Source organism: Streptococcus oralis subsp. dentisani (assembly GCF_002096615.1).
Taxonomy (GTDB): domain Bacteria; phylum Bacillota; class Bacilli; order Lactobacillales; family Streptococcaceae; genus Streptococcus; species Streptococcus oralis_U.
Genome location: NZ_NCUX01000029.1, coordinates 110,301 through 123,222 on the forward strand (window position 1 = coordinate 110,301; position 12,922 = coordinate 123,222).

General features: G+C 39.3%; 13 protein-coding genes. All 13 read right to left on the reverse strand.

Features of this window, described 5'->3' with window-relative positions:
* Window positions 1–56: 56 nt before the first annotated feature.
* A complete protein-coding gene (locus tag B7708_RS03230; RefSeq protein WP_084973724.1) occupies window positions 57–1,205 on the reverse strand; it encodes a PDDEXK family nuclease in 1,149 nt (382 codons plus the stop codon).
* A gap of 177 nt (window positions 1,206–1,382) precedes the next feature.
* The gene (gene tehB / locus B7708_RS03235) at window positions 1,383–2,243 is read right to left on the reverse strand and encodes an SAM-dependent methyltransferase TehB (RefSeq protein WP_084973725.1); all 861 of its coding nucleotides are present in this window, start codon (window positions 2,241–2,243) and stop codon (window positions 1,383–1,385) included.
* A gap of 14 nt (window positions 2,244–2,257) precedes the next feature.
* Window positions 2,258–2,725 carry an SsrA-binding protein SmpB gene (gene smpB / locus B7708_RS03240; RefSeq protein ID WP_001051743.1) on the reverse strand — a complete coding sequence of 156 codons (468 nt, stop codon included), beginning with the start codon at window positions 2,723–2,725 and terminating at the stop codon, window positions 2,258–2,260.
* On the reverse strand, window positions 2,688–5,042 hold the full coding sequence (rnr, locus tag B7708_RS03245) for a ribonuclease R (protein ID WP_084973727.1): 2,355 nt from the start codon (window positions 5,040–5,042) through the stop codon (window positions 2,688–2,690). The genes smpB and rnr overlap by 38 nt, the downstream gene beginning before the upstream one ends.
* Window positions 5,043–5,137: 95 nt before the next feature.
* Complete coding sequence (gene secG, locus B7708_RS03250) at window positions 5,138–5,371, reverse strand: preprotein translocase subunit SecG (RefSeq protein ID WP_000282517.1); 234 nt, start codon at window positions 5,369–5,371, stop codon at window positions 5,138–5,140.
* Between the two features lie 39 nt (window positions 5,372–5,410).
* A complete protein-coding gene (gene rpmG, locus B7708_RS03255) occupies window positions 5,411–5,560 on the reverse strand; it encodes a 50S ribosomal protein L33 (RefSeq protein ID WP_007519517.1) in 150 nt (49 codons plus the stop codon).
* Window positions 5,560–6,759, reverse strand: coding sequence for a multidrug efflux MFS transporter (locus B7708_RS03260; protein WP_084973729.1), 1,200 nt, complete (start codon window positions 6,757–6,759; stop codon window positions 5,560–5,562). Before B7708_RS03260 ends, rpmG begins: the two co-directional genes overlap by 1 nt.
* Window positions 6,746–7,351 (reverse strand): dephospho-CoA kinase, encoded by a 606-nt coding sequence (coaE, locus tag B7708_RS03265; protein ID WP_084973731.1) that lies wholly within the window; start codon window positions 7,349–7,351, stop codon window positions 6,746–6,748. Before coaE ends, B7708_RS03260 begins: the two co-directional genes overlap by 14 nt.
* Window positions 7,351–8,175, reverse strand: a complete 825-nt coding sequence (gene mutM / locus B7708_RS03270; protein ID WP_084973733.1) for a DNA-formamidopyrimidine glycosylase — start codon at window positions 8,173–8,175, stop codon at window positions 7,351–7,353. The genes coaE and mutM overlap by 1 nt, the downstream gene beginning before the upstream one ends.
* A 12-nt stretch (window positions 8,176–8,187) precedes the next feature.
* The gene (locus tag B7708_RS03275; protein ID WP_084918509.1) at window positions 8,188–8,697 is read right to left on the reverse strand and encodes a restriction endonuclease subunit S; all 510 of its coding nucleotides are present in this window, start codon (window positions 8,695–8,697) and stop codon (window positions 8,188–8,190) included.
* A gap of 1 nt (window position 8,698) precedes the next feature.
* On the reverse strand, window positions 8,699–9,886 hold the full coding sequence (locus tag B7708_RS03280; protein ID WP_084973737.1) for a restriction endonuclease subunit S: 1,188 nt from the start codon (window positions 9,884–9,886) through the stop codon (window positions 8,699–8,701).
* Window positions 9,874–11,814 carry an HsdM family class I SAM-dependent methyltransferase gene (locus B7708_RS03285; protein ID WP_239822451.1) on the reverse strand — a complete coding sequence of 647 codons (1,941 nt, stop codon included), beginning with the start codon at window positions 11,812–11,814 and terminating at the stop codon, window positions 9,874–9,876. Before B7708_RS03285 ends, B7708_RS03280 begins: the two co-directional genes overlap by 13 nt.
* 204 nt (window positions 11,815–12,018) lie before the next feature.
* On the reverse strand, window positions 12,019–12,918 hold the full coding sequence (gene era, locus B7708_RS03290; protein WP_084973739.1) for a GTPase Era: 900 nt from the start codon (window positions 12,916–12,918) through the stop codon (window positions 12,019–12,021).
* Window positions 12,919–12,922: the final 4 nt, after the last annotated feature.

Sequence of the window (12,922 nt, forward strand, 5' to 3'; positions counted from 1 at the left end):
TTATTCGAAAAAGAAGTAAAAAAGGCTGGAATTCCAGCCTTTCTTAATATTATTTCTTATCCTTTGTGTCTCTTAGAAAATTTTTTTAGCATGGGAATGAGATTGGGAATCTGCTCACTTCTAATGACCAGCACGCCGTATTCCTGGCAGCGATTGGCATAAACGGGATTGATTTTTCCCGTACAGACAATTAACTTGAGGCAACTCTCCCCAGCAAAATGATTGGCGTAGACTTCTAGTTCGTTGATAGCTTCAACTGATAAATCTGTCATCTTGCAAGAGATAAAGGTAATCGAGCGCCCCTTTCTCAGAATGACATCAATCTCATTTTGAACATTATCCGCCTCTGGAAAGATACCATTCCAATCAATTTCACCGCCTATCATGCACTCATCAAACAGCTGAGATTCAAGCGCCAAGAGATAGAGATACAATTCTAAAATATGCCCTTTGTTGCGACAAAAGACTTGGGCTTCTTGACTTGGAAAGCTGTAGCTTACTCGCTCCTTGGCCTCACTTTCAATACGAAGCATCCCCGCTTCCACTAGTAAAGGGGTGAGGGATTCTGGATAGTGATAATACTTGCCGTTGTTTTCCAGAATCTTTTCTGTCTCAGCATGAAGGTCATTGGTCTTAGCCAGCGAGAAAAATTGGGTCACTTGGTACCAGCGTGCGGGATTGGCAATAGCTGAGCTGGCTAATTTTTTGATGGCAGCAATTTGCTGAGCCGAGTGGATAGGGCGTTTGGATTTGAGCATTTTTCCACCACGCAAGGCTATCAACTGTTGGATGCTTAGGGTTGGAATGTCCAAGTCTTCTTTTTCCAACTGACTAGCTGTCCACTTGTATTGTTTGCCCCGCTCGACATCCATGGCAACGATGGGGAGCTGCCGATCCAAGCCATACTGATAGAGAGATAAGGCTAGTAGAGAATCTCCGCCAAAAACATCGAGAAGGACTTGGTCGTAACTTGCTAGGCAATAATCTAATTGGTCCGCTAGTTGTTCTAAGGATAGCTGACGAAAGGTCACTCGTTGGATATGGGGGACTTCATCCAGGATAAAATGACGGAGAGAGAGTTTCTCTTCATTGCTTATTTTCGTCAAAGATAGAAAAAGAATCTCGTCACAATCACTGACAAAGGCTTGGTAGACATTCTTTTCCAATACATGCCGATCATACAGTTCCACCAAAAGACTCGTCATTGGACCACCTCCATCATAAAGACTTTCTTGCGCCGAGAGTGACAGTAATACAGTTCTACTGCTCATTTTTCCTACTTCTAGTATAGCATAAAATCCTGCTTGCCCCAATCACCCAACGCAAACAAAAACGAATAGAAACCTTGCAAAGTGGTTTCTATTCGCTGAGTTAAGTTTGATTTACTTGACTTTTTTAGCTAACATGGTCGCAAAGCGTAGTTGAATGCGATTGCCATTTTCATCACGACGGTGCAAATGACCTTGATTTTCATTGTACTTGACCAATTCCCAATCCTTGTAGTAGTCCTCCAACTCCCCTTCTTTAAAGGTGAATGGGAAGTTGACTGAGCAAGGATAATCCTCCGTATCCATAGCACAGACGATAAGATTGTAACCACCGACCGTGGTGTGCTCCTGCATATTCTGGATAATAGCTGGAATGCGGTCCGCTTGAAGAAACATTAGAACAACTGTCGATACGATAAAATCATAGTCTCGGCTAATGCTGGCTGAATTGATATCATAAAGTCCGACAGGCATGTCTAGATCCTCTTGCTCTACAATGCTTTGCAAGATTTCAAGGGACAATTCATTTTGATCCACAGCTGTCACATCAAAACCATTCTGTGCAAGAAAGAGAGAGTTACGTCCTTGACCACAACCCAAATCCAAGGCTCTTCCTGGTTTCACCGTCTGCATAGCCTCTAGGACCTCTGAATGGACTGGATTTGTATTGTATTTCTTAGGGAAATAATCCTCAGGTTTACAATAAAATTCCAAGTACCATTCTACATCATCAGTGGCAGCCTCTACTCGGTGCCAGGCTTGCGGTTGTGCCATAGGATTGTCAGCTCCTGCCTCAAAGAGGTGCTCAGCTAGAACCTCACCATCTTCAGTCAACTCAATAAACTTGAGTGCCCCCTTTAAGACAGTAATTTTTCCCCAAGTGCCGACCTTAGTATTGTGCTTTTGCTGGACAGCTTCAGGCATGGTCTGTTTATTCCACAAGGGCATCCGTTTATAGGCAATTAATTTTTCCATTTTACTTCCTCTTCTTAACGCTGGTTGACAGCTTTCATCACACGCGCGATGTCGCGGTTTTGTTCACGACGCTTGATCGACTCCCGTTTGTCATAGTCATGTTTTCCTTTGGCAAGTCCTAAAAGGAGTTTAGCATAACCATCTTTGAGATAGACTTTGAGGGGTACAAGGGTCATTCCTGTCCCTTTGGTCTCTTGTTCCAATTTTTGAATTTGCTTCTTATGGAGCAGGAGTTTGCGTCGGCGTTCAGGTTCCTGGTTCCAAATATTGCCCTCTTCGTAAGGGGCGATATGAACATTGCTCAGCCAGACTTCCCCATTTTTTACTTGGGCAAAGCCGTCCTTGAGATTGATTCGAGCAGCTCGAACGCTCTTGATTTCAGTTCCAGTCAGGACCATTCCTGCCTCTAGCGTATCTACGATTGTATAGTCGTGGTGCGCTTTTTTATTTTGTGCGACGACCTTTCCCTCGCCCTTTGCCATGCTTGGCTCCTTTCTTAGCTACTTCCTTGTAAAAAGGTTTCTTTCCTTTTTTCTTTTTGTCTTTTTGTGAATGCTTGTGCTTATCATTTGAGCGCCCTGATTTTCTCTTGTCTTCCTTCTTATCTGAACGACGACTTGAACCTCGACCTCTGTCTTTGCGACCAGCTTGTTTCAAGCCTTTTTCGATAACATCAAACTCACTTGGAATATAAGAGAAATCAATCTCACCTGTCATCTTATCGGCTCTTTCAACCCGTATGCGAATCTGCTGTCCTACACGGAAAGTTGTGCCTGATTTCTCTCCACGAAGAGTCAAATCACGCTCGTTGAAATGATAAAATTCAGGCAAATTGGTGACGTGAATCAAACCTTCAACTGTATTTGGCAATTCGACAAAGAGACCGAACTTGACGATACTGGATACAACCGCATCGTACTCTTCACCAACGTATTCTTCCATGTATTCAGCCTTTTTCATAGCTTCGACTTCACGCTCAGCCTCGATAGCACGACGCTCACGGTTGGAAGACTGGGTCGCAATCTCTGGAATCACTTGCTCAAAATGCTCTGCTATTTCCTTGGAACGTCCATAGTCGCGAATCATCCGATGAACTAGTAGGTCTGGATAACGGCGAATCGGACTGGTAAAGTGAGTGTAATAGTCCGCAGCAAGTCCATAGTGGCCGTGATTGTGCTCCGAATAGCGCGCCTGCTGCATAGAACGGAGAAGCATCATGGATAATACATCCGCATAAGGCTCTCCCTCGACCTCACGCATGATGTCTTGGAGGGCCTCCTGGCTAATCTCACTGGCAGTCCCATAAATTCGCAATCCAAAGCTCGAAGCGTAATCAATGAACTTCTGAACTTTTTCAGCCTTAGGCTCCTCATGGATACGATAAATAAAAGGTAGATCCAGCTTGCTGAAGTGCTCGGCAACTGTTTCGTTGGCAATCAACATGAAGGACTCAATCATCCGCTCTGCAACGCCGCGTTGACGAAGGACAATATCCACAGGCTTGCCTTTTTTATCTACCAAAATCTTAGCTTCGCTGGTATCAAAATTAAGGGCACCACGTTTCTCACGCATGTTTTCTAGAGTTTCATGAAGCTTGGCCATTAACTCGATACTAGGAACAATTTTCTTAAACTCTTGTCTCTTCTCCTCGTCACCAGCTAGAATATCATTAACAGCACTATAGGTCATACGGAAACTAGTCTTAATAACCGTTTGTGTGATAGTGTAGTTGACTACACGACCATGTTTATCAATTTCCATAATAGCAGACTGGGTCAGGCGGTCAACTTGAGGATTGAGAGAGCAGATGCCATTTGACAGTCGTTCTGGTAGCATAGGCACTACACGGTCTGTCACGTAGACAGAAGTTGCGCGGTTAAGGGCTTCCTTGTCAAGGGCAGAGCCTTCAGTCACATAGTAGGAAACATCCGCGATGTGAACTCCGAGTTCCATATTGCCATTTTTCAAAGTCTTGATGTGAACTGCATCGTCCAAGTCCTTGGCATCCGCGCCGTCAATGGTGAAGGTAAGCTCATCTCTTAAATCAAGACGGCCTTCCATATCCTTTTTTGATGGAGCATCAGGAACACTTTCCGCCTCCTTGAGAACAGCTTCTGGAAATTCTGAAACAATATCCATGGACTCTAAGACTTCAAGGACATCAATCCCAGCATCAGTCGAGTGTCCCACCACGTCCAGCACACTAGCGACAAAGAAATCGTGTTTCTTACTTGGATATTTGTCGATAAAGACCTTGAGAACCTCTGTCCCTTCCAACTTGATAGCTGGTTTCTTCACATAAATAGGTTGACTGATTTTTTGATTTTTTGAACGGATATAGCCAGCATACTTGGGCTTTTCCTGATCTAGAACGATTTGGCCGACAACGGTTGTCAGACTGTGTTCTAAGATATCGATAATTTTGGCTTCGGCAGCTGTTCCTTTATTACGGTCAGCAACTTTCTTGATGACCACCTCAACGGTATCGCCATCAATGGCATAGTTGACATCGTTTTTTCCTACAAAAAGGTCGTCCTCTTCGCCTTCCAGACTGACAAAACCAAAGCCATTTTTATGGGCATGAAAAATCCCCTTGAGAGTAATCTCATGTTTCTTCTTTTGGTCCAGACATAAGCTACCATCTTCTCCAAATCGAATCTGGTGCTTTCTTTCCATCAGAGACAGGGTTTTAATCAACTCACGGAAATCCTTGGATCCATCCTTTCCGAGAGCCTGAGCCAGGTCATTTACCGTCACTCGCCCCTTCTCTTCTAAATATTCTTTAATTTTATCTTTCATGTTTTCTTTCTAGATTTTTATAATTTTTTTGATGGATAACTTTAGTAAACATTATTCAAAATAAAAATAGGCTAAGACCTAGTCTCGCCCATTTCTTATCTACTTGATAATACCGTCAATGCTAAGGCAATGGCTAGCCAGAAAAAGACTAAAATACCTGTCAAACGTTGCATCACAGCTTCAAAACCACGCGCTTTACTACGTTCAAACAAATCACCTGAGCTGGCATCAAATACATTGCTGGATTGGTTCTTGGTTGGTTGCATGAAAATCGCAATCACAATCACAACAGATAATACTAATAAAATGGTTAATAATAGGTTGTACATATCAAACTCCTTAAAATCCCTATTATTTTACCATAAATTCTACTTAGATTCAAGATGTAGGGTTACTTTTCTTTCCTTAGGACAATACTTTAAAACTTCAATCTTGTCTGGATGGGTTTTGGAGTTCTTACTGGTTAGATAATTCATGCTGCCACAAGAGGAGCATTTGAGATTGATTTTTACTCGCACTAGATTTCCTTTACTTTTAATAATGATCTAAATTGAACTAAATTGAATAAACAACTGAGAGCTACACAGGCTGCTGTAGCATAAAAAACAGAGTGGTAGCCGAATTGCCCTGCTACTGCTGAACCAGTCATGGGACCAACAACACCTCCAAGATAGAAAAAGACTTGATTAAATGCAAAAATCCTTGAAATGCCTACTTTGGGAGTCATCTTACTAAGTAATGCATTAACACCTGGTATCAGAGCACCCGTTCCCAAACCAAATAGAAAACGATACAAGCCGAGTTCAAGGGGACTGGTTGCATGAGCACAAAGAAGGTAAATGATGACTGAATAAATCTGCGCTGCAACTAAAAGCCTATGATTTCCTAGTTTATCACCAAGCCTTCCCATCACTCCAGCACTCATCATGCTAGAAAATCCCATACTAGATACAATCAAGCCTGATACAAAGAGGAGATTTTCGGATTGCCCCAAATCCCGCACATAGAGAGCCAGAATTGGTCCAATTGATTGAGCTGAAAATTGAATGACAAAACTAGTTAAAAACAGATTAATCAAAAGATGAGAGTGTTTGATTGAACCGAACAACTCTTTTGTTGGAATAGCCTTCTCCTTAGCTACTGGCTGAAAATCTTCCTTGATAAAGAAAATAGTTAAGATTGCAGCTACAAATAAGAAAGCACCTACCAATAAAAAGACATTACGAATGCCAAAAATTTCAGCAATAAAACCTCCAACAAAGGGACCCGTTAGTGTTCCTGCAACAACACCTGTAGATAGAGTTCCCAGAGCTGCTCCCGACTTATCTTTAGGTACCTGACTAGCAATCAAGGCTGTTGCATTGGGGACAAATCCAGTAAATACACCATTAAGCAAGCGCAGAAAGAGTAGCCAATAGATATTCGGAACAAAGGCCAAACCTCCCATAGTGAGGGTCATGGCAAGGCCTGCTCGAATCATCATGGGTTTTCGACCGTACTTGTCAGCAAGAATACCCCAGATGGGAGAAACTAGAGCTGCTGAAACAGCCGAAACTGAGATGGCTAATCCAGCATAGAAAGCAACCTGATCCTGCTCGATTCCCAACTGCTCTACAAAAATAGGCATAAAAGGAACGACCAAGGAAATGCTGGCCCCCGTTAAAAAACTACCAAACCAGGCAACACGAAGATTCTCTTTCCAACTAATCTCTTGCACAGCTGTCGCCTCCTTCAAGTAACTTCACCACTTGACTCACAAGCTGATCACGACTGCCATTGTTATCTAGGACATGAGTCGCCAAGCCCTTTTTTTCTTCTAAAGACCACTGGGCCGAAAGTCGAGATTCAGCTAAATCCTTAGAAAGTTGATCCCGTTTCATGAAACGTTCTAATTGGATATCTCGATCCACATAAATCAGCCACGTTTCATCAAACCAGTTGGCATAGTCTTGCTCAAAAAGTAGGGGAATATCCATGAAAAAAATCGATTCTGTCTGAACTAACTTATCTCGCAATGCTGCTAGTTCCTCACGAATAATCTCTCCTTGTGTTTGCTTAGACCATTCCCGCTCCTCAGGATTTGAAAAGATGAGACTAGCCAGAAGAGGGCGATTGAGTTCTCCATTTTCAAGGATGATTTCCTGTCCAAAGTGCTGAACTAAGAGCTGATAAAGACGACCCCCAGGTTTTTGTAGATCATGGACGACCGCGTCGGCATCCACCGCTTGAAAGCCTTGCTCTCTTAGGAAATTTGTCACAGTTGACTTACCAGAGGCAATTCCTCCTGTGATTCCGATGATTTTTCCCATCAGTCCCTCCTTTGACACTGGGGACAAAAATGAGTTCCTCGTCCACCGAGCTGGAATTTCTCAATGATGGTACCACAACGTGAACATGCTTGACCAGTCTTATCATAGACCTGATGGAAATCCTGCATGGTTCCGTCTTCCCCAAAGGCATTGATATAGGTTCGAATGGTCGAGCCCCCTTTTTCAACAGCCTGACCCAAAACAGCAATGGTCTGGTCATGAATTGCTTTCGCTTCCTCAGCTGTCAAACTTTGGGAAGGTTTAGCTGGATGAACCTGAGCCCGCCAGAGGACCTCATCCACATAGATATTACCAAGACCAGCTACCAAGGTTTGGTCTAGGAGGTGGGATTTGATAGGCTTTTTAGATTTGGCTAGGGCAGCTTGGAAGGACTGCAAATCAAAATCCTTCTCTCTTGGCTCAGGGCCTAATTTTTTAGAAACAAAGTAAGCTTCCAATAGGTCGGGTGCCAGCAGTTCCATAGTACCAAACTTGCGTACATCCTCATAAACAAGCGTGCCTCCATCCTCGAACTGGAAGAAAACATGGGCGTGCTTGCGTTCAGGTACCTGGTCTGGATAGTAAAAATACTTACCTTCCATTCGCAGATGGGAAATCAAGACCTTGTCCGTCAGGTAAAAAAGTAGATATTTTCCACGACGTCCCATTGACTCAACAATCTGACCAGGCACTTCCTTTTGAAACTCGTCCAAATCTGTCTTAACCATCTTAGAATAAGCAATCTCTATATTAGAAATCTTCTTTCCCAAAATCAATTTTTCTAAGCCACGACGAACCGTTTCAACCTCAGGTAATTCAGGCATAGTTCCTCCTTCTTAAAATTTCAATTCAAAATTCAATAATTTTTCAACTTCTTCTCCTAGTACGGTTTTTATATTTTTTAATTTATTATTTTTTTCCACTATGTCCTTTTGTATCTCTAAATCAATTTCACCAAAGCGATTAAAAGGAACAGGAATTTTAGTATCCAAAATTACTTTTCTTTCTATTTTTGTATACTCATTTCTGCCATTCTCTCCACGTCTTCCTTTAACCTGCTGTCTTAAAAGTGGTTCTAAAATATAAGCAATATAATCAATGTTTATTTTTTCCTGTTTAGGAATTAAAATCATTCTATCTGCATTCAAAGAAAACTTATTATCAATTAAAGTTATCTTCCCTGCTATACCATTGACAGAGATTGTAGCAAAACAACCATCAAAATCAAAATCGTTTCGATAGCCAAGAGGAACTGAATTATTGGCTGAGTAAACAGGATACTTCCCCTTGTTATCCAAGCAATATTTTTTCGTATACTTACTAGAACCACGTTTCAAATCAAACAAATTAGCTAAGGTTATATATATATATATATGGAACATTGTTCGAATTAAAGTCTAGATTCGATTGAATAAACCGGTATCCTTTCTTCTCAATATTATTTTTCATTTCAAGGATTATTTGAGAATTTTTTACAATCTGATTTTGCTTTGCAAGGTCAATTTCTCCCGAAGAGGTAAGAGGAAGCACGACCTCTAAATCTTTTATCATGGAAGTATTTAGCTTTGTATACTCATTTTTACCATTTTCCCCTTTCCTACCTTTAACATGAGAGCGAAAAATTGGCTCTAAAACTTGTTTTAGGTATAAAGGGTTGACCTTGTCTGCGTATTCTTCTTTTATAACTAACGGGCGTACTTTTTCACTTAAACTAAAACGACCCTCGTGATAAAAAACATATCCTGCAAGACCATCTATATTGTAAGTCAAGCAATTTTCAAAATAGCGAACAGGGAACTCATGTTTACCATCTTTGTCTATAATTACAGCATTGTCTTTCACATAACCATAACTTGGTAAACTATCACTACTAGCACCATAAACTGGTATATCACCCGAATTTTCTTTTACAAATGTCTTGGTAAATTTTGAAGAATTTGTTGAGACAGTCAAGTCAAACAAATCTACAACTTTAATTGAAGTAGTCTTAGAAGTCTCTCCTGACATAATATTCACATCTACTGACTTGATCGCCTCAATCTTTTCAGCCAATTCTACTTTTCGTGCTTCAATTAATTCAAACTTACGAACAATTTCTTCTTGTTTTTTAAGGTCGAATTCTCCATCTTCAGTAACTGGAATGCTAACTCTTATATCTTTGATTTGAGACCAAGCTAATGATGGAACATCACCACGTCTTACAGAATTATAGAATACACTTTGAAAAACATATTTACAATAAGATAGGGATAGATTATCCACTTTACTTATTAAAATAGCTCTGTGTCCTCCAACATTGTATTTACCTTGTAAAATTTCCAGAGTTCCAGCATACTCTCCATCTGTTGTATAGGTTAAATGAGGAGATTCATATTCATATGTATCTATAAATCCAAAGGAAGTTTTAGTTGAACCAGTGTAAACTTCAAACTCACCAGTATTTTTATTAACGTAAGCTTTCGTGTACTTACTATTTCCTCTTTTATTGGTAAATAGTTCTGAAAGTGTTACAAGTTTGCTTCTTACTTCAACCATTCTAATTCCTCCTTGAAATCTTGCATAAGAGAAATCATATCATCAATCATTGCTTGGAATTCATCAATCGAAACGACTTGTCTTTCTTTTTTTAGACCAATAGCAATCTTTTCTTCCTCAGACCACCAATTTTCAATAATCCAACTCTTCTTACTATCTAATTCCTCAATTGGAAGTAATTTTAGTCTAGAATCACCTAAAAGGTGGGATTTGATTGGTTCTTGTAAATCATTTCTATCTTGAGATTGACGATAAAAATTATATTTGACGACAGCTTGCTTTAAGTCATTTTCTTCAGAATCAAATCGATAAACATCTAAGGTTTCACCAATGCTACCTGCAATGTAGGTGAAAACAGGATAATCTTGTACGATATTATTTTCAATCTCATTCTCTGTTTTCTTATGGATGGTTAAAATGTAAGTTTTTTTAGGTGTGTTAAAGAAAGCGTTGACAGGTAAAGAAATCAAAGCGTCTATAAAAAAGAGTTCTTTTAACTTTTCTTTTAACTTTTTATTTGCATGATTAGAAAAAATACCATCCGGTAAAACAATATTGGCAACACCACCATGTTTTACGGAACGCATAATCCATTCTAAAAAGAGAGCTTCAACACCACTACCACCATACTTATAAATATCCTTAGCTTTAGCCAGGTCTGACATTTCCTTACTTTGATAATAAGGAGGGTTTGCTAGAATTAGGTCGTATCTATTTTCTTTCAGATTTTCCAGAGTACCTAACATACTCTTATGTAAATAGAATGAATCATTTAATAGCGTTTTCGCAATTGTTTGTACATCTTTAAAACTATTATTTTGCTGGAATAATTCAGAAAAATAAATTAACGTATTAGCTTTAGCAAGAATAATTGTGATATCGTCTTTTTCAGACATCATCTTGTCATAGCCAAAAAATCGAATTTTAGAGGCTAACTTTCCTTTAGAATAGCTATAACTATCTTCTATACGTTTTTCAACTGCTTCAAGCAAAAACTTTCCAACACCACAAGCAGGATCGCAAATAGTCATTCCCTCAGAAATATCTACCATAGAAACCATTTCGTCTACTATTTTTAATGGTGTAAAAAACTGCCCCATATCACTCTTGTCATCACTATTTTTCATAAAAGTTTCAAAGAGTTTTGACTTAAAGTCTTTACTTATATTTAAGAATTTTCCATATTTTTTATCATATTTTTCAAATTCCAAAATAACAGATTTAAATACTGTATCCGTATTATCAACGCTGACAAATTCGTTTTGTTCATCTCTTTCAATATGAAAAACTTGACCATTGATAATGCTTGTTCCATCTATACCTTTTGGAAACAATTTAACCATTGTCTCTCTAGCGCCTTCTAGGTATTTTCCTAAGACATAGGCGGTAGAATATCCTTCTTTTTCATATAAAGAAACAATGTATTCAAAACTATTTTCTCCATTTAAAACACCAATATCAGATAAATATTTAAAGAGAAACAACTCAACAAAAGTATATAAAGACATCTTTGCTGATGCAAAAGTTAAATTCTTTAAAATTCGATTAATCTTTTGAGCTAAATCAGTAGGATCTAAAAATTCCTTTTTCAATATCTGATTATTTGTTTCTGAAATAGATAATGAAATATCGTTAATGAACTTGACAATTTGTTTGCCATTTTCTTTTGGCTTTATCGCTAAATTAATTTCATATCCATTCTCATCTAAAATCTTTTTCCCGGTTTTAGGATTGATCCAGATAAAAGAATCACCATCACTTACAATATAAATAAGTGCACCCAAAGCTTTTGCGACATCTATCTCTTGTTTAATCGCACCTTCAATATCCTTATCACTCTTAAATTTACTTGGTATCTTTTGCTCAACATAGATGATTACATTCTTATTATCATCTAGAATTAAAACATCTGGTTTTTTTATTGCCAAGACTTCTCTTTATATTTACATTCTTAATAATATTTGATTTAATCAAATTATTAACGGTTGTTGCACCAATACTATAACATTCATATTTATCAAATATTACTGGTGTTGAAAAAATACTATTTTGAATTAACTGCTCTGACATTGATTATTCTCCATTATTGTTATTGTTCAGTTATACTAAAAAACTCTCTTAAAAGAGTTTTCTTAATATTCTTTCTCATTATAGCCAAAGTCAGCCAAATCTAGCTTTTTATCACGCCAGTTTTTCTTGACCTTGACCCAAGTTTCTAGGAAGACCTTGTCCCCTAGCATGAGTTCGATATCACGACGGGCCATGGTCCCTATTTTCTTGAGCATAGCGCCACCTTTTCCGATGATAATCCCTTTTTGACTATCACGTTCCACCATGATGGTTGCCCGGATATGAACCTTGTCTGTCTCTTCGTCACGCTTCATGGAGTCAACTACCACTGCAACTGAGTGAGGAATCTCTTCACGTGTCAAATGAAGAACCTTCTCACGAATCATTTCTGAAACCAAGAAACGCTCAGGATGATCTGTGATTTGATCAGCTGGGAAATACTGGAACCCTTCCTCCAGATTTTCACTCAAAATATCGATTAGTCGAGAAACGTTATTTCCCTGAAGGGCTGAGATAGGAACAATATCCTTAAAGTCCATCTGGTTACGGAAGTCATCTATCTGAGCCAGAAGTTGGTCTGGGTGGACCTTGTCAATCTTATTGACCACCAAAATCACTGGAACCTTGGCTGCTTTCAGACGCTCGATAATCATGTCGTCGCCTTTACCACGTGGCTCATCAGCTGGCACCATGAATAGAACAGTATCCACTTCACGAAGGGTACTATAGGCAGATTCCACCATGAAATCCCCAAGAGCTGTTTTAGGCTTGTGAATTCCTGGTGTGTCGATAAAGACGATTTGTTCCTTATCCGTGGTGTAAATCCCCATGATTTTATTGCGCGTTGTTTGCGCCTTGTCACTCATGATGGCAATCTTTTGCCCCATAACGTGATTTAAAAAGGTTGACTTCCCAACATTGGGACGTCCTAAAATGGCTACAAAGCCTGATTTAAATGTCATAATT

Coding starts and splice junctions, on each gene's coding strand:
- B7708_RS03230 (WP_084973724.1), bottom strand. CDS start 1,205: ATGACGAGTCTTTTGGTGGAACTGTATGATCGGCATGTATTGGAAAAG.
- tehB (WP_084973725.1), bottom strand. CDS start 2,243: ATGGAAAAATTAATTGCCTATAAACGGATGCCCTTGTGGAATAAACAG.
- smpB (WP_001051743.1), bottom strand. CDS start 2,725: ATGGCAAAGGGCGAGGGAAAGGTCGTCGCACAAAATAAAAAAGCGCAC.
- rnr (WP_084973727.1), bottom strand. CDS start 5,042: ATGAAAGATAAAATTAAAGAATATTTAGAAGAGAAGGGGCGAGTGACG.
- secG (WP_000282517.1), bottom strand. CDS start 5,371: ATGTACAACCTATTATTAACCATTTTATTAGTATTATCTGTTGTGATT.
- coaE (WP_084973731.1), bottom strand. CDS start 7,351: ATGGGAAAAATCATCGGAATCACAGGAGGAATTGCCTCTGGTAAGTCA.
- mutM (WP_084973733.1), bottom strand. CDS start 8,175: ATGCCTGAATTACCTGAGGTTGAAACGGTTCGTCGTGGCTTAGAAAAA.
- B7708_RS03280 (WP_084973737.1), bottom strand. CDS start 9,886: ATGGTTGAAGTAAGAAGCAAACTTGTAACACTTTCAGAACTATTTACC.
- era (WP_084973739.1), bottom strand. CDS start 12,918: ATGACATTTAAATCAGGCTTTGTAGCCATTTTAGGACGTCCCAATGTT.